Origin of the sequence: Paenarthrobacter sp. AR 02, from assembly GCF_021538675.1 — a bacterium.
In the GTDB taxonomy this organism is placed as follows: Bacteria; Actinomycetota; Actinomycetes; order Actinomycetales; family Micrococcaceae; genus Arthrobacter.
Map to the genome: position 1 here is coordinate 645783 of NZ_JAJUKH010000002.1, position 25626 is coordinate 671408.

Consider the following 25626-nt stretch of genomic DNA (forward strand, 5'->3'; position numbering starts at 1 on the left):
CGTGGCTCTGGAATACCGCGAATGGAAGGAGGGCGACGACCTCGCCCTCCTGGAGATCTGGGGTGGTCCGGAAACCCTGCCCGCTGAGCAGTTCCGGGCGGCCCTGGCCCCGTCCAGCAACCAGCCATGGCGGCGTTGCATCGTGGCCGAAGACGTCGTGGACGGTGGGCGCATTCCCGTTGCCGCCGGCGTCGTCCATGAAGCTTCGCTGCACCCGGAACGCCTCTGGGCGTACATCGAGGTTGCCAAGGACCATCGGCGCAGCGGCGTTGGTTCCACCCTCCTGGCCATGCTGCGCCGCGAAGCCGGGGACTCGCCGTCGGGCGTTTCAAAGCTTCGCAGCAAAGTGGAACCGGATACTCCCGGCGCGGCATTTGCCGCTGCAGCGGGACTTGCCCCCATCCAGCGTTCGCAACTGGTTGTGGTGGAACCCGAGCCGCTGAAGCTGCCGCGTTTCGGGGATGGTTCCGAGGAAGCGGCGTCGGAGCGCGTGGAGGACCTGGCAACAGGTTCGGTGGAGCTCAGCGACGTGGTGGGTAAGTACTACTCGCATGTCCACCACTGGGACAGCCCGGGGGAGCTTAGCATCGCGACGGTCCAGCGCTTGTTCTTGCATGACCTCGCGGGCGCCCACGGTGCGATCGTCCTGCGGGCGCCGAAAGCCAGTGCCTTTGGCCAGGGCGTTCCGGCGAGCCGCAAGGGCAAAATCCAGGCGTTTGCCGTCAGCTACGCCCAGGGCAACTCCGATGAACCATCGGATGTCTTCCTGGGACACGATCCCAGTCTTTCCGATGGGGACGCGGAAGCGGCAGTGCGTGACCTCCTGGCTCTGATCGCCTACCAGCACCCTGTGCTGCTGGAAGTCGACGAATCGATGACGGCGCTGCGCTCGGTCCTGGGACCACTGTTCGAGTCCGGGAAAGCCCACGTTCGTGGTGCAGATACGTTGATCGTGAGCGACTGACCGGAATCCACGTACGACTTTGGAGCACTGCGAATCCTGTCTGGCCCTGTTTCCAGGGGCAGGCAGGATTCGTTGTTTTCTGGTCCTTATCAGAGGTTCTTGACGCGGCCGAGGCTCAGAAGTAGGTCCATCGAAGTAAGCCCCCACGCCGTCACATCCGGGAGGAGAGGCGTGTGGAAAGTCCGGTCTCACGTCTGAATCGATGGTATGCACTATGAACAAGATCGCCCTCGACGGCTGCGGGAACAGTTGCGTGGGCAACTCGTCACTCCTGAAGATCCTGACTACGACGCGGCACGCGCCGTTTTCAACGCGATGGTGGACAAACGTCCTGCCGGGGTCATCCATGTAGCGCAGGTCTCCGACGTCATCGCCGGCGTGAACTTTGCCCGCGAGAGCTCCATGCCGCTGGCCATCAGGGGCGGCGGGCACAGCGCTCCTGGTTTCGGGACGTGGGACGACGCTCTGGTGTTGGACTTCGTTAATCGCACGGGGGTCCGGGTGGATCCCCAGAAGTCCAGGGCCCGGGCCGAAGGCGGTACGACCTGGGCCGACTTCAACCACGCCACGCACGCTTTCGGGCTTGCGACCACCGGTGGAATCGTTTGATCCACGGGTGTGGCGGGCCTGACCTTGGGCGGCGGGATCGGGTACCTCGCAAGGAAGTACGGACTCTCCTGCGACAAACCTTGTCCCGGCAGATGTCGTGACGGCAAACGGCAAGTTCCTGATCGCCAGCGAGGAACAGAATGAAGACTTGTTCTGGGCGATCCGGGGCAGGGGAGGCAACTTCGGGGTGGTGACATCCCTTGAGTTCGCACTCCTTCCTGTGGATATTGTCCATGCGGGCATCATCATTTACGGCGCGGAGAACATTCCCGCAGTGGCCAGGTTCTACCGTGACTACATAGCTTCCGCACCCGAAGAGTTCGGGGCATTCCTGGGCTTCCATCAAGGGCCGCCTGTGCCTTTCCTTCCGGAGGAATGGCACGGAAAGGCCGTACCCGGCGCTGAACGTCGCCTTCGACGGGCTTAATCCAAAGGGCATGCAGGGGTATTGGAAGGCCAACTTCCTGCGCGAACTCAACGACGGCGCGATCGCCGCCCACACCCAATTCGGGGCCACCGTGACCAGCATGAACACCGCCGTTCACATCTATCCCATCGATGGCGCTGTGTCCCGGGTAGCCGTAGAGGACACTGCCTTCGCCCACCGGGACATGAAGTTCTCTCCGGTCATTGCGACCCAGTGGCCCGATCCTGCAGATAACGAAGCCAACATCGCCTGGGCCCGCGCGTACGCGGCCGCATTGGCACCGCACTCGGAGGCTGGTGGATACATCAACTTCATGGACTCGGAGGACCAGAACCGGGTCGCGGACAACTACGGACCCAACTGGGAGAAGTTGGTATCGGTCAAAGCCAAATACGACCCCGACAACCTCTTCCGCGTCAACCAGAACATCCCGCCACGCTGAGCCGGGAGTCCACCGGATCCACGTAGGCTTAAGCCCATGAGGTTTTGCAGCTGATGGGCCACAGTCACTCCCACGGTCATCCTGAGGGTTCGGAACCAACCCCGCAGGCGGTCGCTTCCCGTAAAAGGGCCAACTTGCTGCTGGCGGCAGTCCTGGTTCCCTTGGGCGTATTGACCCTTGTGGCGATGGTGCTCATGTGGCCCTCGGGCAGCCGGGAGGGGATCAACTTTTCAAGTCCCTACCAGGCTGCCCCGGGGGTCACGTTCGACACCGGCAAGATACAAAGCGTTGTGGTGGAAAGCTGCACCCAGACGGGGCAGTCAGACACGGGTCAACCCACCACAGGTCAGCCCAGCACAGGCCAGAACCAGGCCGGCGGCTCCCAGTGCACCTTCGCTTTCACTGTGCCGGACAAGGGCGGTGAGGCGGTCAAAGTCGTCATCAACCCTGATGTCGCGATGTCCCATGGCGTGGACGTTGGTGACTCCATCCGGTACCTGAATCTTTCGGGCGTGCAAGGCAACACGGCTGGCAGTGGCGCGCCGTCGTACGTTTTCGTCGACTTCGTGCGCAACATCCCCATAGCGGCCCTGGCTGTGCTGTATGCCGTGGTGGTGATTGCGGTGGCCCGCTGGCGCGGTTTCCGTGCGCTCCTGGGCCTGGTGGGAGCCTACTTTGTCCTGGTCAGCTTCATCCTGCCCGGTCTGGTGGAGGGCAAGCCGCCGCTCTTGTTGGCGCTGGTGGGGTCCACGGTGATCATGATCGGGGTCCTGTACTTTGCCCATGGATTCTCGGCGAGGACGTCCACGGCCTTGCTGGGAACCATTTTCGGGCTGGCGATCACGGCGCTCCTGGCGGCGTGGGCCACTGACGCGGCCAACCTGGCCGGCGTGGGCAACCATGATGCTTCCACGCTGGTGAACATGTCACCCCAGATTTCCATTTCCGGAATCATCCTTTGTGGCCTCATCATTTCCGGCCTGGGCGTCCTCAACGACGTCACCATCACCCAATCGTCGGCGGTGTGGGAGCTGTACGAGCTGGCACCCAACACCAGCGCCCGGAAGCTGTTTACTTCTGCCATGAGGATTGGGCGGGACCACATCGCCTCGACGGTCTACACCATCGCGTTTGCCTACGCCGGTGCGGCACTTCCCATTCTGATCATTGTGATGTTGTACGACCGCCCGTTGGCAGAGGCTCTCACCAGCGCTGAATTGTCCGAGGAAGTCATCCGCACCCTGGTGGGCTCCATCGGGCTGGTCCTAGCGATTCCGGTCACTACCCTCATCGGTGTCCTGGTGGTCAAAGCCACCGGCATGAAGCGCCTTGCCGCTGCCGGGGGACCGGCCGTAAGTGCCGACGGCCTTGAGGATACCGGCGCGCTGGCCGCGGCCGCCGTCGTCGTCGGTTCCGGGCAGGACGAAACGAACGACGCCGGCGTCCGGCAAGGCGCCACCCCGGAACCGGCTGCCGGTGCCAGGACCGCCCGGCCAGGGAGTCGTCGGGCGCAGCGCGAAGCGGAGCGCCGAAGCAGCGATTGACCGGATGACATTTGTCATGCTGAACCGATGACACCCGCTACGGGTGCGCGGAAGGTTCCCCGGCTTGTATGGGTGTACAAGACCTATTCCAGGGAGAGCAATGACAACACCCGGAGTGCCGGCCGTTCGCGCCGCCGGACTGCATAAGAATTTTGGCAAGGTCCAGGCGGTGCGCGGCCTGGACCTGACCGTGGAGCAAGGCGAAGTGGTGGCTTTCCTGGGCCCGAACGGCGCCGGCAAGACCACCACCATCGACATGATCCTGGGCCTCAGCGCTCCGGACGCCGGGGAGGTGTCCATCTTCGGGCATGCGCCCCGGGGAGCCATAGCCCGTGGGCAAGTAGCGGCCGTCATGCAGACCGGAGGCCTGCTGCGGGACATCAGCGTCAGGGAAACAGTGCAGCTAACGGCGGCCATGTTCGATTCGGCCCGGCCCGTGGACGAGGTCCTGACCCGCGCAGGGATTCTGGACATCGCCGATCGCAGGGTTGAAAAATGCTCCGGCGGCCAACAGCAAAGGCTACGTTTCGCCATGGCGCTGGTCTCGGACCCCGGGCTTCTGATCCTGGATGAGCCAACCACCGGAATGGACGTCGCCGGACGCCGCGACTTCTGGTCAGCCATCCGCGACGACGCTTCGAGGGGGCGAACAGTCATTTTTGCTACGCACTACCTCGAAGAAGCAGACGCCTACGCTGACCGGATCGTGCTGGTGCGCCAAGGGAAAGTGGTTGCCGACGGCACCGCAGCCCAGATCAAGAACCTGGCTTCCGGAAGAACCGTCCGGGCATCACTTCCCGCAGATGACCGAGTCTTGCTGGCAGGCCTGCCTGCGGCGGATCAGGTGGAGTTCGACGGCGGTCGGGTCACCGTCCGCTCTGCCGACTCGGATTCCGTGGTCCGTTTCCTGCTCACCAATACCGGCGCCCACGACCTTGAGGTCGTCGCGAACAACCTTGAGGAAGCCTTCGTGGCCCTCACCGCAGACGAGGCCGGGCCGGCCACGGCCCCCACAGCCATGGAAGGGGACCGGATATGAGCCAGGGAACAGCAATTCAGGACCGCAAGCCCTCCGCGGGCGGCGTCAACGCCACATTCCTCTGGATTGAGATTAAACGCATGCTCCGCAACCGGCGGACCATCATGTTCACGGTGCTCATGCCGGCGATCTTCTTTTTCATCTTCGGCTTGTCCAATAAGAACCAGCAACTGCCCAATGGACACAGCTACGGTCAGTACATCCTGATCAGCCTCACCGTCTATGCGGCCATGACAGCAGCCACGGGTGCGGGCAGCCAGGTGGCCGTGGAACGTGCCCAGGGCTGGAGCAGGCAGTTGCGCCTCACACCCCTGTTGCCCGGTGCGTACATAGCCGTCAAGGCCGCGGCCGCGCTGACCCTCTCCTTGGTTGCAGTGATCGCCCAGTTCGTGATCGGTGCCCTCGCCGGGGTAACCATGGACGCCCAGACATGGCTGACCGCCGGCCTGGTGGCCTGGGTGGGTTCCTTGGTATTCGCCGCACTCGGTCTCTTCGTGGGTTACCTCATGCCAAGCCAGAACGTCATGCAGATCCTGGGCCCGGCCCTGGCCATTCTGGCCATGCTCGGAGGGCTCTTCATGCCGATTGAGATCATGGGCGATACTTTTGGTGCCATCGCCAAATTCACCCCGGCCTACGGGATCGGACAGCTGGCACGAAGCCCCATCACCGGGGAGTTCGATGCCCTGTGGATCGTGAACGTCCTGGTCTGGCTGGCGATATTCGTGGGCGGGGCAGCCATGGCCTTCCGTCGCGACACCAACCGTGTCTGAGCCGCTGGGCCGTGACTAAGGTGGGATCCATGAGCAGCCCGTCCTTGTGGGAAACACTCCGCGGTCCAGGTCCCCGAAAATGGTTCATCGGCGCTGCGTTCTCCATCGTGTTGTGGGCCTGGCCCACCTGGAACCTCGTATGGTCCGTGGACGAGCCCGTGAGCTGGAAGGTTCTCGCCTCGGCGTCGTTGGTGGCTTTCTTTGCGGCTTACGCCCTCCTGCCCATGATCAGCCGGGGAAGGAACGCCCGGACGGGTTTGGCCTGCGTCACGATCCTCCTGGCCCTGAACGGACTCGTCATCCTGCTGGTGGGCAAGGAAGCACTGTGGACCTGGCCATTCCTTGCATGCGCCATTGGAATGACCACGCTGCCGCCCCGCGTCGACTTCGCCTTGATCATGGCACTGTCCGGTATCTCCCTGGCCTCCGAACTGGCAGAGGGCAGCCCGGAGCAGGCATTCTTCCAGCCGGCGCTGATCCTGTCCCTCGGCTTCATGATGTCCTCTTTCGCGCGCCTGATCCGCCAGACAACAGCGCTGCGGGCCGCCCAAACAGAACTCGCAGACGCCGCTGTGGCGGCCGAACGCAGCCGCGTAGCCCGGGACATGCACGACATCCTGGGACATTCCCTCACCGTCATTGCCGTCAAAGCGGAACTGGCAGGCCGATTGATGGAAGCCATCCCCGGCGGCCCGGCAAAGGACAGGGCAGCAGGGGAGATCAGTGAAGTCCAGGAGCTTGCCCGTGGTGCGCTCGCCGACGTCCGGGCCACGGTGGCCGGATACCGCTGGGTCAACGTCCTTGCCGAACTTGCGGCGGCGAGGACCGCCTTGGAATCGGCCGGCATCCAAGCCGACCTTCCCCGGACAGTGGAGCAGGTGCCGGCCAAGTATCGGGAACTGTTCGGCTGGGTGCTGCGGGAAGGCGTCACGAACGTTGTGCGGCATTCAGGCGCCGTCCAGTGCCGGGTCCGGTTGACGGCGTCGACCGTCTTGGTGGAGGACGACGGCGTGGGGCCGGGGCCGGGCGTCCCCGGCAGCGGGTTGGCAGGGATCCGGGAGCGTGCCGCCACGGCCGGCGGAACGGTAAGTATTGGTGCGAGCGACCTGGGAGGGTTCAGATTGGCAGTTGACGTATGAGCATTCGGTTGGTGATCGCGGACGACCAAGCCTTGGTCCGGGGTGCCCTCGCTGCCTTGTTGGGCCTTGAAGCGGACATCGAAGTAGTGGCTGAGCTGGGGGATGGGACCGGTGTGGTTGCGGCCGTGGTGGAGCATGCGGCTGACGTGGCCATGCTGGATGTCGAAATGCCGGGCCTGGACGGTATTTCCGCAGCGGCCGCCGTTCGCCGTGCGGCACCGTCGTGCCACGTCCTGATGGTCACGACGTTCGGCAGGCCGGGATATCTCAGGAGGGCCATGCAGGCCGGAGCGTCCGGGTTCGTGGTCAAGGACACCCCGGCGCGGCAGCTGGCCGAGGCGGTTCGGCGGGTGCACCAAGGGCTGCGGGTGGTGGACCCTTCGCTCGCAGCCGAGTCGTTGATGTCGGGAGACAGTCCGTTGACCGAACGCGAGGCGGAGGTGCTGAAGGCGGCGTCCGACGGCGGTACGGTGGCCGATATTTCCAAGGCCGCGATGCTTTCCGAAGGCACGGTCCGAAACTATCTCTCGGCGGCCATGGCCAAGACCGGTGGGCGGACGCGGGCCGAAGCCGTGCGGTTGGCCCATGAGAACGGGTGGCTTCTCTAAGGGCCCGCCTCCCCGATTTGCCCGCGTTTGCAACAATGGATGGGTGACTGTAGTAGCAACGCCCCCCGCACCGAAGCTCGAGCTCCCGCCTTTGAAGCTCGGCGGGATCACCGTCGACACCCCGGTGATCCTTGCCCCGATGGCCGGGATCACCAACTCAGCCTTCCGCAGGCTCTGCCGTGAATACGGCGGCGGCCTGTATGTGGCAGAGATGGTGACCTCGCGTGCCCTGGTGGAACGGACACCGGAATCGTTGCGCATCATTTCCCACGATGATGACGAGAAGGTCCGCTCCGTACAGCTGTACGGGGTGGATCCTGTGACAGTGGGCGCGGCGGTGCGGATGCTGGTGGAGGAAGACCGCGCCGACCACATCGACCTCAATTTTGGCTGCCCGGTTCCCAAGGTCACCCGGCGAGGCGGCGGTTCCGCCCTGCCCTGGAAAATTGATCTCTTCACGTCCATCGTCCAGACGGCGGTCCGGGAAGCGTCAAAGGGAGATATTCCGCTCACCATCAAGATGCGCAAGGGCATCGATGATGACCACCTGACGTACCTCGACGCCGGCCGCATCGCCCGCGATTCGGGCGTGGCTGCCGTTGCCCTGCACGGGCGCACCGCCGCCCAGTTCTACTCCGGACAGGCCGACTGGTCAGCCATCGCCCGGCTCCGCGAAGCGCTTCCCGACATCCCGGTCCTGGGCAATGGCGACATCTGGTCAGCGGAAGACGCCGTTCGCATGGTCCGTGAAACGGGAGTCGACGGCGTGGTGGTGGGTCGTGGTTGCCAGGGCCGGCCCTGGCTCTTCGGTGATCTGCAGGCAGCCTTTGAGGGCAGCGAAGAGCGGCACCGCCCTGGACTGCGCGAAGTTGCCGAGGGTGTGTACCGGCACGCCGAACTGATGGTTGAGACGTTCGGCAACGACGAATACAAGGCCCTGCGCGAGATCCGCAAGCACATGGCCTGGTACTTCAAGGGATATGTGGTGGGCAGCGAACTGCGCACCAAACTCGCCACCGTCCCCACCCTTGAAGTCCTCCGCGGATACCTCGACGAACTGGACATGGACTCGCCTTATCCTGGCGTCGATTCCGAGGGCCCCCGAGGCCGGGCAGGCTCGCCCAAGAAGCCCGCACTCCCCAAGGATTGGCTGGAAAGCCGTCAGCTGAACGCTGAACAGAGCGCCGATATCTCGGCTGCGGAGCTGGACGTGTCGGGCGGCTAGCCTCACACGTGTAAGACTGGCCCAAGAAGCACCACACCCGGCGCTTGAAGGAGGCAGATACCCATGGGAACCGAAGCGATGGTCGGCCACAACGGAACCGCACACGATTACGTGCAGGCAATTCCCGGCTACGTCGACGCCGATTCCGCGCGTTGGGTCGAAGAACCCCGCAAGAGCAATTACCGCTCGGACTTCGAACGGGACCGGGCCAGGGTCCTGCATTCCTCGGCCCTGCGCAGGCTCGGAGCCAAGACCCAGGTCGTGGCTCCTGACACTGACGACTTTGTGCGCACCAGGCTGACCCATAGCCTTGAAGTGGCCCAGGTGGGCCGGGAGCTGGGGCGTTCCCTGGGCTGCGACCCCGACGTCGTGGACACCGCGTGCCTCAGCCACGACCTTGGCCACCCGCCCTTCGGCCACAACGGCGAGTCCGCCCTCAACGAAGTGGCGCACACCATCGGCGGGTTCGAAGGCAATGCGCAGACGCTGCGGTTACTGACCCGGTTGGAACCCAAGGTACTGGCCGAGGACGGCCGCCCAGCGGGCCTGAACCTCACCCGCGCAAGCCTGGACGCGGCGTCCAAATACCCGTGGTCAGCCGTGGACGCCCCCGTCATCCACGGGCACCGCACCAGCAAATTTGGCGCCTACGAGGACGACCTTCCTGTGTTCGAATGGCTCCGTGAGGGTGCGCCCGGAAACCGTTCCTGCATCGAAGCGCAGGTCATGGACCTGGCAGACGACATCTCCTACTCGGTGCACGATGTGGAAGACGCGATCGTTGCCGGCCACTTCCAGTTGAAGTGGATGGAGAACCCTGACCACCGTGCCCGCGTGGTGGGCTACACCAAGCAGTGGTACTTGCCGCACCACGATCCTGCGGAAATCGATGCCGCCCTTGCCCGGCTCGAAGCCACCAAGGTCTGGGTCCGTGAAGCCGATGGCAGCCGGAAGTCGATGGCGGCGCTGAAGGACATGACCAGCCAGCTGATTGGCCGCTTCTGCCAGAGCGCCATGGAGACAACCCGCGGACATTTCGGGCCCGCCAACCTGACCCGGTACGACGCCGAACTCATGGTCCCGGATGAAACGGTGGCGGAGATCGCTGTCCTCAAGGGCCTGGCCACCACTTTCGTTATTTCCACGGACCACCGCCAGCCGGTGTACGAGCGTCAACGCGAGGTCCTCCACGCGCTGGTGGGCGTCCTGAACGCGACAGGCGACCGTCACCTGGAGCCGATGTTCGCGTCCGACTGGCGTGACGCCGTCGACGACGGCGCCCGGCTTCGTGTGGTGGTCGACCAGGTTGCCTCACTGACCGATGCCTCTGCCTTGGCCATGTACGAGCGCCTGGTGGGCAGCCTGCCGTCACTCTGGTGAAGCCGGGAGCCCACGGCCGAGCGACTAGGATGGTGACGTGGCTGGCCTGATCAAACGTGAAGATATCGACGAAGTACGCCAGCGCACGGATATCAAGGAAGTCGTTGACGGTTACGTCACCTTGAAGGGCGCCGGGCTGGGCAGTTTCAAGGGACTGTGCCCCTTCCACGATGAACGTTCGCCCTCCTTCACAGTCCGACCGCAAGTGGGCCGGTACCACTGCTTCGGCTGCGGCGAGGACGGCGACGCCATTTCCTTCATCCAGAAGATGGACCACAGCTCGTTCCATGAAGCTGTTGAGAAACTCGCTGCCAGGATCGGGTACGAGCTTCGCTACGAAGACGGCGGAACAGGGCCCAGCCGCGAGGAAGTCGGCAAGCGGCAACGGTTGCTGGACGCCCACAAGATCGCTGACGAGTTCTTCCGTGCCCAACTGTTGACGCCCGGGGCGGCCGAGGGCCGCAACTTCCTGGACGGCCGCGGCTTCGACCGTGCCGCTGCTGAGCACTTTGGCGTCGGGTACGCCCCTCAGGGTTGGGACGCGCTGCTGAAACATTTGCGTGGCCGGGGCTTCACCGATGCGGAGCTGAAACTTACCGGCATGTTTTCCGAGGGTAACCGCGGTATTTATGACCGCTTCCGCGGGCGGCTGATCTGGCCAATCCGCGATATCGCGGGGGACACCATCGGCTTTGGTGCGCGCAAGCTCTACGAAGACGACCAGGGCCCCAAGTACCTGAACACACCCGAAACCGCGCTCTACAAGAAATCCCAGGTCCTGTACGGCATCGACATCGCCAAGAAGAATGTCGCCAAGGAACGGCAACTGGTGGTGGTGGAAGGCTACACAGACGTCATGGCCTGCCACCTGTCAGGAGTAGCGACGGCGGTGGCCACCTGCGGTACTGCTTTCGGTACCGAGCACATCAAGATCGCACGTCGCCTGATTTCCGACGACGGGACCGGCGGGGAAGTGGTCTTCACTTTCGACGGCGACGCGGCCGGACAGAAAGCGGCGCTGCGGGCCTTCGAAGAGGACCAGCGGTTCCAGGCCCAGACGTACGTGGCGGTTGAGCCCAGCGGCGCCGACCCCTGCGACCTGCGCCAGCTCAAGGGCGACGCCGCTGTCAGGGATTTGATCCTTAGCCGCAAGCCACTCTTCGAATTCGCCATCAAGGCATCCTTGCGCCGGCACAACCTCGACACCGTCGAGGGCCGCGTGGCAGCACTGCGGGAGGCTGCTCCGGTGGTCGCGCAGATCCGCGACTCCGCCACGAGGCCCGGCTACACCCGCGAACTTGCGGGCTGGCTCGGAATGCCCATCGAGGAGGTCAGCCGGTACGTTGGTGCCGCCATCAAGCGCGGTGGACCTGTCAGTGGCGCGCCAGGCGGCAACGAACAACCGACGACGGCGGCAGCCCCGCCGTCGTCCGGTCCTGTTTTCCAGCGTCCCGACCCGCGGGACCCCGTTGCCGGCATGGAGCGCCAGGCCTTGGAGGTCGTCCTCCAGGATCCCGCCGTACTGGGCGGCGGAGCCTGGGAACGTTTCGAGGCTTCGCACTTCTCCACCCCTGCCTACGGGGCGGTCCATGCGGCCATCAGGGCCACAGGCCTGGCGCACGCAGGGGATCCTGTGGCGTGGGTGGAGCAGATCCGCCAGGAAGTTCCCGAGCCGCTGCGGTCGCTGGTCTCGGAACTGGCAGTAACACCGTTGCCGGCCAGCACTCCGGAGGCCATGCAGCGGTATTGCCGGGACATCCTGGCCCGGCTCTTTGAACTCCAGATCACCCGGATCAAAGCGGACAAGATGGGGCAGCTCCAACGGCTCGATGCCGCGTCCAACCCCGAGGAGTTCCAGCGCCTGAACCGGGAGCTGATGCAGCTGGAGATGGAGCGCAGGGCGCTCCGGGCGGACGGCTGAGGGCTCGATTTCGTTTTCCAGCGAGGCCCTGTTAAGCTAGTAACCGCTTCATTCCTCCGTAGCTCAATTGGCAGAGCATTCGACTGTTAATCGAAGGGTTACTGGTTCAAGTCCAGTCGGAGGAGCGCGCAATACCCTCGTTCCGGTCGGCCGGAACGGGGGTATTTTTTATACCCCGGGTGGGTATCTTGCGCCGATTTCGCATTGGGTAAAACCTTTGCTAAAGTCATAGGCGCTTCATTCCTCCGTAGCTCAATTGGCAGAGCATTCGACTGTTAATCGAAGGGTTACTGGTTCAAGTCCAGTCGGAGGAGCATCAGGACCCCGTGCCGGCTTATAGCTGGTGCGGGGTCCGCCTTTTTTTCAGACGAAATCCATTTCCACTTGCAGGAAGCGCGCAGCTTCCGCCACGGCCGCCACAAAAGATTCCTGCTCGGTGGGCGGGGTCCTGGGTTCGCGGGGATGCCATTCGTGGGGAGCGGAATAGACGCGGGTGAAGCCCCCTCCAGAAGGCGCATAGAAGATGCCGAACCTTTGGACAGGCCACTCAGGCGAGGTTTCAGGAGCAACGAGCAACGCGGCGTCGGTTACCGGGTTGTACCACTGGGCAATGGGTCTCCGGCGATCGTCCGTGAAGAGTCCCGCAGCGTAAAGGGCTGCCGACTGCGGACTGGTCACTGAACACAGGCGATCCCACCACAGGGGCAGGATGCGGTCATCCCGCCGCTGCCATGGTGCCGGAAGCGGCTGCAGTTCTTGCCAATGTGGCACATCTCAATTTTATCGTCCGGGAGGTGCCCGGAAAAGGGCTAACGGGACAGCCCGAGTCGGGGATAGAGGACTTCGAAGCCCTTGGCGAGGCCCTCGTTCAGGGCCATTCCCACGTGTCCGCCATTAGGCACCTCGTAGTAGGTGACAGACATCCCGGAAGCCTGGGCCGCAGCGGAGACGGCCTTGGCCGCCGCCACATAGTTCAGGTCATCGGAGCCGGCCGTGAAGACCGCTGTCGTATCCGGAAATTTCTTGCCGTTCATGATGTTGATGGGCTTCTGTGCCTCATAGTCGGCCTGGTTGCCGCCGAAGATCTCAGCCAGGTTGCCGGCAGGGTCCTCGGCCCCGGGAAACTCTTCGCCTGAAATGTCCACGACGTTGCCCCAGATGCCGGGGTACTTGAGCGCGAAGGAGATGGCGCACTGGCCTCCGTTGGAGTACCCGGCAATGGTCCAATGGTCGCGGTCGGTAAGGATGTTCAGGTTGGCCTTGGCCCAATTGACGACATCCTCGTTGATGTACTTCTGGACGTTCCCGTACTTGGCGGTATCCAGGCAGAGCGTGTCATCCTGATCCGGGCCGATTTGGTCCGCAACGATGGCGATCGGAGCCAGGCCGTTGTTCTGTGCAGCGAACTCGTCCAAGGCCGCAGCGACGTATTGCGGATCAGGGAGCCCCGGTTGACCCATCATCAGGACAAACAGGGGCAGCTTGGGCGGATTCTTTGTCAAAGCTGCAGGAGGCAGGTAGATCCCCGCCGGACGTGCGTTGAATCCCGACGCCGTGGCGGGGATGACCTCGGTGCCGACTTTGCCCTGGGCGGGCATGTCTGCCGGTGGTTTCCAGTTTTGCCACAGGGGACCGGCCGGATTGGAGGCGTCCGGGTCGGGTTTGCTCAGGTGGATAGCGCCTTCGGTGGAAATACCCAGCGCCGAGCCCAACGTTTTGTTCAGGCCGAACTCGGTATTGATGCCCAGCGCCGCCACCAAGGCGAACACGGGGATGGATACAGCTGCCACCGCCTTGCGCCAGGGCCGGCTATGACGGAAGTTCACGGCGGCCAGGCCCAGCCCGCCGAAGCAAGCCAGAGCCCAGAACCATACCCGTGGCGTGAGTCCAACGTGGAAGACATCCATGACGTCCTCCACGATCCAGACCGTCAACCAGCCCACCAGGACGGCGACGGCGACAGCGAGCACCGCAGTTAGCGCCCACCGGGCCGATGGCTTGAGGAAAAGTACCAGGAAAAAGGCAAAGCCGATCAGCGCAGCCGTTGTCATCACAACAGGACCGCTGATTTCGATCTTCAGGATGGTATTCATGTTCGTGCTGCCTGCCTCAACGTCATGCTACTGGCTCCCTTGCCACCATTTGGCGGAGAAGACCCGCGCTTTGGGTGGGGGAAAGTCCCGGGAGGTAAGCCGAGCCGACGGCGATGCCGATGGCCGGCAGAGCCAGCGTGTCCGGGTAGTACATATACAAAGTCCGGTGGTGGGGCTGGAACCTGGACTTGAAAGCGGCCAACGACTTGAAGCCGTACATGGGTTCCAGTGCATTTCCCAGCAGCGCAAGGACCCGGTCCAGCGCGCTGTGGTCGCCGTCGTCCGTGCCCGCGCCGCTGTTGGCGAGGGGCGACCCGGACAGCGAAATGCTGGGGACGTTCTCCTTGAAATGGGTAACTGCAGAGGCGATGAGGAACTCCATGACGCCCTTGAACCCCGTGGTGCGGCGCCGCATGAAGTCCAGGGTCCACCCGGAGATGGAACCGTTGCTGAACACCGGCAGCCAGCTGGTCACTCCATGGACCAGTCCGTCGTCGTCCACGGCTACGCAGCAGAGGACTTCCGGATCCTTGAGTTCGTTCAGGCCGCCAAGGGTAAAGCCCATCTCGGGGAGGGCTTTGTCGGCAACCCATTCCTCGGAGATCTCTGCCAGTTGTGCCCTGATCCCGGGAGGCATGTCCCGGTAGTGGTACCAATAATCCTTAATGGACAGCTTGTCCGCGCGGTTCAGTGCCGTGCGGACGTTTTGCCACTCTTTGCCTTTGAAGGTCATGGCCTGCACGTTGAGCAGCGTCTCCTCCGCCACGTCCAGTTTTTTGAAGCCCTGCGGCAAAAGCGCTGCGTCCAGTTCATCCGTTGCCGAGTAGAAGCAGGGGATCAGCCCCAGCCTGGAGCAATGGCCCAGGAATCCCGCGGCTGCCTCCACATGATGTTCCGGGGCTCCGATCGGACCTGCTACCGTCAGGGCGACCCCGTTATGGACCTGGTAGGCCACTCCTGCGCGCCGATCCGGAGTGAACCAGTACTGGTTGTTGTCCCACAGGGTCATCCACGACAGGGTCCCGCCACCGGCATGCAACAGCTCACGGGCATGGCCCAGATCCGCGGCAGGATCAGTGGCTATGTCCCGGAACCGCCGGAAGTTGTTCAGGACCAGCACCAGGATGCACAACCAAATGATGACTCCGCCCAAGCCGTAGAGCACGGTGCTCAGCAGTCCCTGGGGCAAGTCAACAACGAAGGGCACGGGAAACGGAACCAGGATATGGGTCAGTTGCCCGGCCAGGTCCAGCAGGGTGGAACGGCCAGGGTTGCCCTCCAGGAACCAAAAAACGACGTACAGCACGACGGCGGCGACCGCCAGGGCCAGCGAGGTCCGCCCCAGGGTGCGGTATCCGGCATCGCTGGACTCCACCCGGAACTTGTGCCGGTTTCCCACGAGCAGCGTCAGGATGATGACCGGGGCCAGAACCGCCGGTACGGCGTACAGCAGCAGGTAACCGAAGTCCTCATCGCCCAGGGTGACATCGGGATCGGTCACGTATTGAAGAATCGACAGGACGGTGACAGCGGCCAGGTATGCCTGGATGACCAACGTCAGCCGGTAGGCGAGCCGACGGCCACGCCTGAGCCCTTCAGCGCAGACCAGCAGAAGCAGGACCGGGATCAGGGTCAGGATGGCTGCGCCGAAGCTTCGGACCCCCACGATTCCCTGGAGGGTCACACAGTTGGGATCGTTCCCGCAGGCTTCCTGGACTTCGTCTGCGTCCGGGCTTGCCTGAAGCATGACTTCTGCGACCACTGAGAGCGGCCCGACCTCCCAGGTACCGGTCAGTTGCGTCAGTAAAGGCCCGACGGCGAAGACCCCCACCACAGTGCCGACCAGGAACCGGGTTTCCCGAAGGCTGGACGAATGAAACGATCCCTCCCTCCGGCGGCGCGCCAGGGACTGGATGGCCCAGCCGGCCAGAATGCCAATCACGGCACCCGCAAGGGCCTGGAGGGTCTGGGCGACGCCAACAAAAAGCACGAACATCAGCGTGGCGGCCAGCAACCACGTCCGGAGCCGCCGACGCCACAGGGAGCCCAGGGGCGCCGTCGAACATCCCAAGGCAGCGGCAGCCCCGCCATAGGCGCCCACCGCGTATTCACCGCCGAGGAAGCTCAGCCACTGGTCGCTGGAGTCGGTACCGAAGGTCACCAGCCCCACCAGCACCAAAGCGCTGAGGGCCGAACCCGCAACGAACGCTGCAAGGGCGAGCCACGGTCCCATGACGCGCTCGGCGATTCCTACGCCCAGCAGGATCGCGGCTGTGCAGGCAACGTAATCAAGCAGGGATGAGGCAAAGAACCCGGACGTAAACACGGACCACCAGGGACCGGGCTCCACGGCCAATCCGAGACCCACCTGCTTCAGGAGGTCAACGCTGGGCCCGTTGAGCAGGCTCCCAGTAGCGATACCCACGAGCCAGGGCAAGGCTGCGAGAGCCAACGTCAGTGGCAACCTGCGCACAGCGGTCACGCCGCGAAGGCTACCCCTGAATGCCCCAGCCGTGCTCATGTAGTGTCCCCTTCACCGGTCAGGCACCGGTTAAGCCCGGTTCGCCACCATTCTGCCTTGCGGGAAGGCGCAGGGGGAGAGGGAGGGGTGTCGGGGCCGGTGGTTATCGGGTCTAGTCACGCTTCCACGGGCCCGGATTGACGCGGTACAGCACGGCAGCGCCGATGACTGCCCCGAGGATCGCGCCGAACAGCGGGCTACCGGCGGCGCGCCCGAGGAGCGCACCAGCGACTGCGCCAAGCATCGCGCCGAGGAAAAGGCCACGGCCGTTACGGTGCGGTTTCTTGGTCATGCTCACAGCCTACGGTCTCATTGCCAGTGGAGGGCTCGTTGTTAGTGGATGGCTTGTTGTTAGTGAATGGAGGGGACCGTGCGGGGACGGACCACAAGCCATAGGGCGGCAGTGGATAAGCTGAGGCACACCGCCATCACCGATCCCATGGGCACAGCGGAGCCCACACCGAGCCAGCCGACGATGGGTGGGACAATTCCCGCCATCATGAACTGCGAGGCCCCCAGGAGCGAAGCTGCCGTTCCGGCCCGGGCGCCGTGGTTGGCCAAGGACAGCACCTGGACGCAGGGGAACATGAAACCAGTTGCGCAGATATAGAACCACAGCGGTATCAGGATGCCCCACAGGCCAACGTGGGACAGATCAAGGACGATGATCACACCGGCCATCAACACCATGAAGAGGGTTGCTCCGGCCACAATCCACTGCGGAGCCACCCGTCGAATGAGGCGCGAGCTGATCTGGACACCTGCAACGATGCCCAAGGAGTTGATGCCGAACAGCAGGCCGTACTCCTGCGGGGAAAAGCCGTAGACATTCTGGAACAGGAAAGTGGAGGCCGACAGATACGCGAAGAGGCCACCGAAGTTCAGGCTTCCCACCATCACCATGCCCACGAAGATCCTGTCGCCCAGGACCGATTTGTAGCGCTGGAACACGGTGGTGCTGGACTTACCCCGCTGCTCTGCCGGGAGCGTCTCACGGATGAAGAAGATCGATGCCAGGATCACCAGGAGGCCGTAACACGCGAGGAAGTAGAAAATCCCCGGCCACGGAAATGCCAACAGCAGCTGGGAGCCGATAACGGGCGCGAGGATGGGGGCCAATCCGTTGACCAGGGACATCCGCGAAAACATCTTCACCATTGAATAGCCGTGGAAAAGGTCGCGGACCATGGCCATGGCCACGACGCCGCCGCCGGCGGCACCTATTCCCATCAGGACGCGGAACAGTGACAGCATCCCGATGTCCGTCGACAAGGCGGCACCCAGGGATGAACCAATATGGACGGCCGTTGCCAGGATCAGCGGCAGGCGGCGTCCCACCTTGTCGCTGAAAGGGCCCACCACCAACTGGCCAAGGCCAAAACCCACAGTGGTTCCGGTCAGGGTGAGCTGGATGGCAGCTGCTGAGACGTCAAAGCTCTTTTCGAGGGCGGGGAAAGCCGGGAGATAGAGATCGATCGTGAAAGGGCCCAAGGCGGTCAGGGCACCCAGCAGGAGAATGTAGACGAGTTTTTCGCGTCGGCTCAGAGAATCGCCCGGAGCTGTTGGAGGGGTCACGATCATCAATCCTATGGCCAAGATCATATTTATTGGGCCTATCTCAGGCGCGCCGTATCGCGCTCCGAAAGTTGAGCAGGAACCTGAATGATAGTTTTGTGGACAGGTGCGCGCGGCGATCCTTATCCGGCCGCGTTCGCCCTCACGATGCCCAGAGGAAGCAGTTAGGCGGAACCCATGAGTGGACGTCACACCGGCCGGACCAGTCAAGGACCAGCCATTCGTACTTTGCCGAAGACCCTCAAGCTCGTTGCGCGGTTGGCCCCACGGCAAATAAATGACGAAATTGCCCTGGCCAAGGTGGAACTCAAGCGCAAGGCCACGCAGGTCGGCGTCGCAGGTGCCTTCTTTGGTGTGGCGCTGGTTTTCCTGGCCCTGTTGGTGATCGCGCTGGTGGTCGCTGCGATTCTGGGCCTGGCCACCATCATGCCCGGTTGGCTCGCCGCCCTGATCGTCGCTGCGTTCTTCCTGGTGGTCATTGCCATTGCATCCTTGATCGGCATCGCCAAGTTTAAGAAGGCCATGCCGTTGGTGCCTGAAGACACCATCCGCGGCATCAAGCATGATCTCGGTATCGCCAAGGAAGGCTCGGATTTCGACGAGTCCATCCTGGACCCGAACTCCCCGGCAGCAAAGGCTGCCAAGGCCGAGAAGGAAGCCGCCGCGCAGAAGGCCAAGGCAGAAAAGGCGGCCAAGGAAGCTGCCAAGGAAGCCGACGCCGTCAAGGCTCCCACGGAGGCCGAACTTCGTTCCCGCCTCAACAAGCGCCGTCAGCACCTGACGGGTGTACGCGACGAGCTGGGCGAGCAGTTGGACGTCAAAAAGCAGGCCCAGGCCTTGCTGGAAAGCGCCAACGGCAAATTCCAGGAGGGCAGGGAATTCGCTGCTGCCAAGTTCGCGGACATCAACGCCTCAATACCGGAGAGCCTGGGCGAACGGTTCGCCGCACGCTGGAAGGACCTCGCAGCGTTCGCCGCGGCCGCCGTGGTGTTCGTCGTTGCACTGCGGAAGTTGCGGCAGAAATAGCAGCAGCCGGCAGCGCTGAACACTGGACATGAGGAAAGGGGGACAGGATGAAATTGATCGGTGCTGGCTCGCACCCGGATCGACCCCAAGTCGACCACGATTCCATCGTCACCGTCCCCAACATCGTCACTGTCCTGCGTTTCATGGGTGTGCCCCTGTTCGTGTGGCTTGTCCTCTCCGAACAGGAATACGGCTTCGCTGTCCTCGTGCTGGTGATCATGGGCAGCACGGACTGGGTGGACGGCTACATTGCCCGGCGCTTCGACCAAACGTCAAAGCTGGGCAGGATCCTCGATCCCATGGCGGACCGGGCCGCGCTCCTGGCCGTCGCTTTGACTTTGGTAATCGCGGGCGTCGTGCAGTGGTGGTACCTCGCGGCGTTGCTGATTCCCGACGCGATATTGGCTACTGTGTCGCTGATCTATTTCCGCAGCCACCCCGACCTGCCAGTCAGCATCATCGGGAAGATCCGAACGGCACTGTTGTTGGTTGGAACGCCGCTGCTGGTCCTGTCCAAGCTGCCTGTCCCGTACACGGAGGTCTACCTCGTGGGGGCGTGGACGTTCCTGGGCCTCGGACTGGCAGGTCACTGGATTGCTGCTTACAACTACTTTTGGGCCATCTTGCGTAAGGGTAAAGAACTGAAAACCAACGACGGCGGACACGGCTGATGGTGTGGCTTGCCGTTTTCCTGGCGGTACTCGGCGCATTCTTCCTGGCCATTGGTGCCCAGAGGCAGGGCAGCGCGGTCAAGGCCGATACTGGCGGCCTGGCCCTCAGTTCCAACGGCTTCCTGAGGCTCCTGCGCAACCCACGCTGGATGTTGGGCCTGCTGTTCCTTGCCCTGGGTATGGTGATGAATGCGATAGCGCTGGTATCCGCGCCGCTGACGGTGGTCCAGCCGATCGGTGCCATCGCGCTGGTCATCACCACGGTGGTCAACGCCAAAGACCAGGGCCTCACCATCAACCGTGCCACCGTGGTTGCCATCAGCGCATGCGTCACCGGTTCCGCGCTCTTCGTGTTGCTCGCGGTTAACGTCACCCAGGAAAACCATCACGTGAACTCCGAGGACGAGCTCACGATCGTCCTGCTGCTTGCATTGGCGGTGGGCATCTTCGGAACGCTCGCCGTGTTGTTCAAGCACCGTATGAACGCCTTTGTCTACATCCTGGGCGCCGGTGTGCTTTTCGGGTTCGTGGCCGTGCTGACCCGCATCATCGGCAAGCACCTGCTGGATCCGAACGGACTCTTCCTGCTCAACGTCCAGTGGTACACGCTGATCGCTATCGCTGCGGCCGGTGGCCTGGGCTCATGGTTCGTCCAAAGCGCATACTCCGGAGGACCGCCGGACCTGGTGATCGCAGGGCTGACTGTAATTGACCCCATGGTGGGCATCGCCATTGGCATTGTGATCCTTGGTGAGCTTCGTCCCGACGTGCACGCCGTAATGGCGATAGCCATGGCTGCAGCGGCAACGCTTGCTATCGTTGGGGTTATTGCCCTGAGCAGGCACCATCCGGAAGTCACCAAACGCAAGAAGGACGCGAAGGCGGCGGGCAACCGGAAGGCTTAGGGCAACGTCTTACCCTTGCGCCACCGCTTTTGCGGGCGGCAACCCGGCGACACCGCAGCATTGCCACAAGCAACGCTGTCCGCACCGTGACCATCAGGAGTTCTCCACGTGACCATTCCCGACACCAGCAAACCCCTTACGATCTTGATCGCGGCAGACACCTATCCGCCGCACGTCAACGGCGCCGCCCAATTCGGCTACCGCCTGGCCAAGGGAATGACGGCACGAGGACACAACGTACACGTGCTGGCCTGCCGGCAGGACAAGGGCAAGAGCTTCACGGAGTTCCGTGATGAGGCAACGGTGCACCGGCTTCGCTCCCACGGCGTCTTCACCCACGAGTACTTCCGCATCTGCTTCCCGTGGGAAATCAAGAAGGAAATCAGCCTGCTGTTCGATAAGGTGCAGCCGGACGTGGTCCACATCCAAAGCCACTACATGATCGGCGAGCACGTCCTGTATGAGGCCGTGAAACGTGGCATCCGCATCGTAGCGACCAACCACTTCATGCCCGAAAACCTGAACCCGTTCCTGCCCTTTCCGCAGTGGTTCAAGGATATTGTGGGGCGAATCTCCTGGAAGGACATGGGCAAGGTCATGGGGCAGGCCGACGTCGTCACCACGCCCACGCCGCTTGCCGCCAAGGCCATGCACCAGCACGCCTTCCTCCGCAAGGTCCTGCCCCTGTCCAACGGCATCGACTCGACCGCCTACGAACTCCAGCCTGGCGAATCGATTGAACGGAACAGCTACCCCACGGTCCTCTTCGCAGGGCGCCTGGCCGAGGAAAAGCACGTTGATGTACTGATTGACGCCGTAGCAAAGACGCCCCGCGAGCTCGATGTGCACCTGGAGATCGTTGGCGGCGGCGAGGTGCGCCCGGCGCTCGAAGCGCAAGTGGCCAGGCTTGGGCTGGGGGACAGGGTGAAATTCCTTGGGCTTGCCAGCGACGAGGACCTGCGCGAGGCCTACATCAAGGCCGACATCTTCTGCATGCCCGGGACAGCCGAACTCCAATCGCTCGTTACGCTCGAGGCCATGTCCGCCTCCACGCCAGTGCTCCTGGCCAACGCCATGGCACTGCCGCACCTGGTCCGCGACGGCGAAAACGGCTACCTCTTTACGCCCCACGACAGTGGCGAGCTCGCAGCCAAAATCACCAAGCTCCTGCAACTGCCTGAAGACCAACTGAAGGCGATGGGCAAGCTCAGCCGCGAGATGGTGGAGCCCCACAGCCTCAATGGCACCCTCCAGACGTTCGAGGACCTCTACCGGGGTGCTTCGTACGAGGACATGGTGGTGTGACCAAAGCACACCCTGGCACCTATTAGAATTGCTGGAGTGCTTTGCCCGGAGCGGTCGTTTATTGGCGGCCGCGTTCGGGTTCCACGGGGCTATAGCTCAGCTGGTTAGAGCGCGGGACTCATAATCCTAAGGTCCTCGGTTCAAGTCCGAGTAGCCCTACATTTGCACTGAAGCCGTGGCCCACAATCCTGGATTGTGGGCCACGGCCTTTTAACGCCCTCCTTGGCGTGGGCGTGACTGGCGGCCGTTGAGATATCCAAGTCCGTGAGGTAAGTTACTGCTCAGTAACTTATTACCCGCCGGTAACATGGCCGCCCAGCCTAGCTCTGGAGCCCACGGCCTCGCCGGAATCCAGACGTGGTCGCAAGTGACCACCTTGAAGGAGCGCACATGTCCAACGCTGCATTCGACGCCACCACCCTTCCGTACGCCGATGGTGACTTCTACGCCTTTGAGCAGATGCTGACCGGCAAGGAGCAGGACCGTCTCGCTGAGGTCCGCGATTTCCTGGCCCGCGAGGTAAAGCCCATCGCGGTTGACTGCTGGAACCGCGGTGAATTCCCCATGGACCTGATTCCGAAGCTTGGTGAGCTCGACTTGGTGAGCCCGGTTCGACGCCAGGGCTACTCCAACCTGTTTGCCGGTATGCTCCATGCGGAGGTGACACGTGCGGACGCCTCCATTGCCACGTTCATGGGTGTCCACGACGGGCTCTTCACAGGGTCCATTGAGGCGCTGGCCTCGCAGGAGCAGAAGGACGCTTGGCTGCCGGATATCTATTCCCTGAAGAAGATTGGTGCCTTCGGCCTGACTGAGCCCCTGGGTGGTTCGGATGTGGCCGGTGGAACCCGCACCACCGCCCGGCGCGACGGCGATCACTGGATCCTCAACGGTGCCAAGCGCTGGATTGGCAACGCCACGTTCTCTGATTGGGTGGTCATCTACGCCAAGGATGTGGCCGACAACCAGGTCAAGGCTTTCCTGGTGGACACCACCCTGCCCGGCTACTCAGCCAGCAAGATCGAGAACAAAATCTCCCTCCGCACCGTGCAGAATGCGGATATCACCCTGGACAACGTAGTGGTTCCGGATTTCTTCAAGCTGGCCAACGGAAACAGCTTCCGGGACACCAACAAGGTCCTGAAAGTCACCCGCCTGGCTGTCGCCTGGCAGGCAGTGGGACTCCAGATGGCAGCATTCGATGTCGCGCGCAGCTACGCCGTGGAGCGCCAGCAGTTCGGCCGCCCGTTGGCTGCGTTCCAGCTGGTGCAGAATCAACTGGTCCAAATTCTCGGCAACACCGTGGCCTCCATGGGCATGATGGTTCGCCTGGCGCAGCTTGAGGACGCCGGGGTGGCCAAGGACGAACAATCCGCTTTGGCCAAGGCCTTCGCCACCGCCCGCATGCGCGAAAGCGTTGCTTTGGGGCGGAGCATCCTGGGCGGCAATGGCATCGTCACTGACTACGGCATGGCCAAGATCTTCTCTGACGCCGAGGCCATCTACTCCTATGAAGGAACCCACGAAATCAACACCCTGGTGACCGGCAGGGCAATTACCGGCGTCTCGGCCATCGTCTAAGCAACTCAAAGAGGCGGTGGGGGCTCATTCCAGCGGCAGCAGGATTGATGGCCGCATGTCCTGCACGAAGTCCAGTGGATTGACGTAATCCTCGCCGCGCCGCACGCCCCAGTGCAGGCAGGTGACGGCGCCGCAGTGGCCGGGCTCCAGGGTGCCAAGGGGCTGGCCCCTGCGGACAGCATCGCCAGGCTTCAACCCGCTGGCCATGGGCTCGAAGCTGCTGCGCAATCCGTCCCCGTGATCGATCGTCAGGACAGGCCTGTCGACCACTGTGCCGGCAAAGGTCACCACGCCGTCCTCCGGCGCGGTGACGTTGCCGCCGTCGGGCGCTGGGCCCAAATCCACGCCACGGTGCCCGCTCATCCATGGTTTGTCCGGCGGGTCGAACGTCCGCAGGACGGACGGTTTGGGGGAGAGCGGCCAGCTCCACTGTCCCTTGACCGTGGGGGCGGCGACCGTGGGTGCGGCGGCGCTGGTTCCGCCCGAAAGGGCGATGGCCAGGATTGCGGACAGTGTGAGCTTTAAGGACAGTGTGAGCTTCAAAAGGGTCATGGATCAAGCCTTCCGTGGCGACGTGGGCTGGTCGATCCCCGGGGTGGCCTATGTGGACAACCGATGTGATCGGCGGTCAAAGTTGCGGGGTCCCTGTAGTACACTTGGTGGAGCAGTTTGCTGTGCCCTCAAGCTTGTTCAGGAGCATGTCTCATTCAGATATGTGGGGGTCCCAGGCTGACTACGCGTATCCAGCCCACCACCAGCGAAGCCGTTCGGCTTTAGTCTGTGGAGGATTGTGCCTCTTGCGGTCCGCTGAAGCCTCTCGGCTTGAGTCGGATGAGAAGTGCAATGGATGCCAGGAGCCAGGCCCGTCCGGGCCACAGGCTAAACAACCGTCAACTATTGGCAGGGTAAGAGCAGCCCCATGGGCTCTCTCATGAATGACCTGCCGGAAGGAGCGTCGGCATGCCCGTCGTAACCATGCGCCAGCTGCTTGACAGCGGCGTCCACTTTGGACACCAGACCCGTCGTTGGAACCCGAAGATGAAGCGCTTCATCTTCACGGAGCGCAACGGCATCTACATCATTGACCTCCAGCAGTCGCTGTCCTACATCGACCGCGCCTACGAGTTCGTCAAGGCTACTGTCGCCCACGGCGGCACCGTCCTGTTCGTCGGCACCAAGAAGCAGGCTCAGGAAGCAATTGCCGAGCAGGCTACCCGTGTTGGCCAGCCGTACGTCAACCAGCGTTGGTTGGGCGGTATGCTCACCAACTTCCAGACCGTCGCCAAGCGTATCCAGCGCATGAAGGAACTCGAAGAGATCAACTTCGACGACGTCGCAGGCTCGGCCTACACCAAGAAGGAGCTCCTGCTCCTCAAGCGTGAACTCACCAAGCTCGAGTCCAACCTCGGCGGTATCCGCAACCTAACCAAGGCTCCCTCGGTCCTGTGGGTTGTTGACACCAAGAAGGAACACCTTGCTGTTGACGAAGCCAAGAAGCTGAACATCCCCGTTGTTGCCATCCTGGACACCAACTGCGATCCCGACGAAGTCGACTTCCCGATCCCGGGTAACGACGACGCCATCCGCTCCGTCAACCTGCTCACCCGCGTTGTTGCCGATGCCGTAGCTGAGGGCCTCATCGCCCGTAACCAGCGCGCAACCGGTACCACCGAAGCTCCGGAAGAGCCGCTGGCCGAGTGGGAGCGCGAGCTCCTCGAAGGCAGCAAGGCCGAAGAAGCCGCAGCAGCAGAGGCTCCCGCTGAAGAAGCTCCGGCAGCCGAGGCTCCCGCAGCAACTGAAGCTGCAGACGGCGAAGCCGAAGCAGCCAAGTAAATCTGGACCTTCCCTGATGTTGGAAACAGCCTCGGGGGCAACTGA

General features: G+C 63.0%; 24 protein-coding genes and 3 tRNA genes. 21 read left to right on the top strand and 6 right to left on the bottom strand.

All coding sequences use genetic code 11. The features are described 5' to 3' along the window. The first annotated feature begins 1 nt into the window (after position 1). The 14 genes from LRQ04_RS09040 (at position 2) to LRQ04_RS09105 (ending at position 12385) form a co-directional block, all read left to right on the top strand. The gene (locus LRQ04_RS09040) at positions 2-964 is read left to right on the top strand and encodes a GNAT family N-acetyltransferase (RefSeq protein WP_235519631.1); all 963 of its coding nucleotides are present in this window, start codon (positions 2-4) and stop codon (positions 962-964) included. Positions 965-1171: 207 nt separating this feature from the next. Then, a complete protein-coding gene (locus LRQ04_RS09045) occupies positions 1172-1573 on the top strand; it encodes an FAD-binding oxidoreductase (protein ID WP_235519632.1) in 402 nt (133 codons plus the stop codon). Between the two features lie 97 nt (positions 1574-1670). After that, a complete protein-coding gene (locus tag LRQ04_RS09050) occupies positions 1671-2000 on the top strand; it encodes a hypothetical protein (protein ID WP_235519634.1) in 330 nt (109 codons plus the stop codon). Between the two features lie 10 nt (positions 2001-2010). Then, on the top strand, positions 2011-2442 hold the full coding sequence (locus LRQ04_RS09055) for a BBE domain-containing protein (protein ID WP_235519636.1): 432 nt from the start codon (positions 2011-2013) through the stop codon (positions 2440-2442). A 53-nt stretch (positions 2443-2495) separates the two neighbouring features. Continuing rightward, complete coding sequence (locus LRQ04_RS09060; protein ID WP_235519639.1) at positions 2496-3986, top strand: YibE/F family protein; 1491 nt, start codon at positions 2496-2498, stop codon at positions 3984-3986. 100 nt (positions 3987-4086) lie between these two features. After that, positions 4087-5025 (top strand): ABC transporter ATP-binding protein, encoded by a 939-nt coding sequence (locus LRQ04_RS09065; protein WP_235519640.1) that lies wholly within the window; start codon positions 4087-4089, stop codon positions 5023-5025. Then, positions 5022-5798, top strand: coding sequence for an ABC transporter permease (locus tag LRQ04_RS09070; protein WP_235519641.1), 777 nt, complete (start codon positions 5022-5024; stop codon positions 5796-5798). Before LRQ04_RS09065 ends, LRQ04_RS09070 begins: the two co-directional genes overlap by 4 nt. A gap of 29 nt (positions 5799-5827) precedes the next feature. After that, positions 5828-6937: a sensor histidine kinase gene (locus LRQ04_RS09075; protein ID WP_235519643.1), complete on the top strand. Its 1110-nt coding sequence runs from the start codon at positions 5828-5830 to the stop codon at positions 6935-6937. Next, the gene (locus LRQ04_RS09080; protein ID WP_235519644.1) at positions 6934-7545 is read left to right on the top strand and encodes a response regulator; all 612 of its coding nucleotides are present in this window, start codon (positions 6934-6936) and stop codon (positions 7543-7545) included. The genes LRQ04_RS09075 and LRQ04_RS09080 overlap by 4 nt, the downstream gene beginning before the upstream one ends. Before the next feature lie 43 nt (positions 7546-7588). Next, positions 7589-8770, top strand: coding sequence for a tRNA dihydrouridine synthase DusB (gene dusB, locus LRQ04_RS09085; protein ID WP_235519645.1), 1182 nt, complete (start codon positions 7589-7591; stop codon positions 8768-8770). Between the two features lie 63 nt (positions 8771-8833). Continuing rightward, positions 8834-10150: a deoxyguanosinetriphosphate triphosphohydrolase gene (locus LRQ04_RS09090; RefSeq protein WP_235519647.1), complete on the top strand. Its 1317-nt coding sequence runs from the start codon at positions 8834-8836 to the stop codon at positions 10148-10150. Positions 10151-10187: 37 nt separating this feature from the next. After that, positions 10188-12071, top strand: a complete 1884-nt coding sequence (gene dnaG / locus LRQ04_RS09095; protein ID WP_235519651.1) for a DNA primase — start codon at positions 10188-10190, stop codon at positions 12069-12071. A 52-nt stretch (positions 12072-12123) separates the two neighbouring features. After that, positions 12124-12196, top strand: a tRNA-Asn gene (locus LRQ04_RS09100). Positions 12197-12312: 116 nt separating this feature from the next. Next, positions 12313-12385: transfer RNA gene (locus LRQ04_RS09105), tRNA-Asn, on the top strand. 49 nt (positions 12386-12434) lie between these two features. Here LRQ04_RS09105 and LRQ04_RS09110 read toward each other — a convergent pair. From LRQ04_RS09110 to LRQ04_RS09130, 5 genes are all read right to left on the bottom strand, one after another. Continuing rightward, on the bottom strand, positions 12435-12842 hold the full coding sequence (locus LRQ04_RS09110; protein WP_235519653.1) for a hypothetical protein: 408 nt from the start codon (positions 12840-12842) through the stop codon (positions 12435-12437). Between the two features lie 38 nt (positions 12843-12880). Beyond that, a complete protein-coding gene (locus LRQ04_RS09115; RefSeq protein WP_235519655.1) occupies positions 12881-14164 on the bottom strand; it encodes an esterase family protein in 1284 nt (427 codons plus the stop codon). Between the two features lie 22 nt (positions 14165-14186). Beyond that, entirely contained in the window at positions 14187-16685 is a 2499-nt protein-coding gene (locus LRQ04_RS09120) for a bifunctional lysylphosphatidylglycerol flippase/synthetase MprF (protein ID WP_235519657.1), read from the bottom strand. 112 nt (positions 16686-16797) lie between these two features. Further along, a complete protein-coding gene (locus LRQ04_RS09125) occupies positions 16798-16977 on the bottom strand; it encodes a glycine zipper domain-containing protein (protein ID WP_235519660.1) in 180 nt (59 codons plus the stop codon). 59 nt (positions 16978-17036) lie between these two features. Continuing rightward, complete coding sequence (locus LRQ04_RS09130; RefSeq protein WP_235519750.1) at positions 17037-18266, bottom strand: multidrug effflux MFS transporter; 1230 nt, start codon at positions 18264-18266, stop codon at positions 17037-17039. A gap of 171 nt (positions 18267-18437) precedes the next feature. Between LRQ04_RS09130 and LRQ04_RS09135 the strand changes: the two genes are divergently transcribed. From LRQ04_RS09135 to LRQ04_RS09160, 6 genes are all read left to right on the top strand, one after another. Beyond that, positions 18438-19286 (top strand): phage holin family protein, encoded by an 849-nt coding sequence (locus LRQ04_RS09135; protein ID WP_235519662.1) that lies wholly within the window; start codon positions 18438-18440, stop codon positions 19284-19286. Between the two features lie 47 nt (positions 19287-19333). Further along, positions 19334-19957, top strand: a complete 624-nt coding sequence (locus tag LRQ04_RS09140) for a CDP-alcohol phosphatidyltransferase family protein (protein WP_235519663.1) — start codon at positions 19334-19336, stop codon at positions 19955-19957. Next, positions 19957-20862, top strand: a complete 906-nt coding sequence (locus LRQ04_RS09145; RefSeq protein WP_235519665.1) for a DMT family transporter — start codon at positions 19957-19959, stop codon at positions 20860-20862. The genes LRQ04_RS09140 and LRQ04_RS09145 overlap by 1 nt, the downstream gene beginning before the upstream one ends. Before the next feature lie 108 nt (positions 20863-20970). Then, positions 20971-22167, top strand: coding sequence for a glycosyltransferase (locus tag LRQ04_RS09150; protein WP_235519667.1), 1197 nt, complete (start codon positions 20971-20973; stop codon positions 22165-22167). Between the two features lie 85 nt (positions 22168-22252). Beyond that, a tRNA-Ile gene (locus LRQ04_RS09155) sits at positions 22253-22326 on the top strand. 231 nt (positions 22327-22557) lie between these two features. After that, positions 22558-23748 carry an acyl-CoA dehydrogenase family protein gene (locus LRQ04_RS09160; RefSeq protein WP_235519670.1) on the top strand — a complete coding sequence of 397 codons (1191 nt, stop codon included), beginning with the start codon at positions 22558-22560 and terminating at the stop codon, positions 23746-23748. 24 nt (positions 23749-23772) lie between these two features. Here LRQ04_RS09160 and LRQ04_RS09165 read toward each other — a convergent pair whose 3' ends face one another. Beyond that, positions 23773-24300 (bottom strand): M23 family metallopeptidase, encoded by a 528-nt coding sequence (locus LRQ04_RS09165; RefSeq protein WP_235519672.1) that lies wholly within the window; start codon positions 24298-24300, stop codon positions 23773-23775. 408 nt (positions 24301-24708) lie between these two features. On the opposite strand from LRQ04_RS09165, the gene rpsB reads away from it, so the two are divergent. Further along, positions 24709-25581 carry a 30S ribosomal protein S2 gene (gene rpsB, locus LRQ04_RS09170; RefSeq protein ID WP_211711727.1) on the top strand — a complete coding sequence of 291 codons (873 nt, stop codon included), beginning with the start codon at positions 24709-24711 and terminating at the stop codon, positions 25579-25581. Positions 25582-25626: the final 45 nt, after the last annotated feature.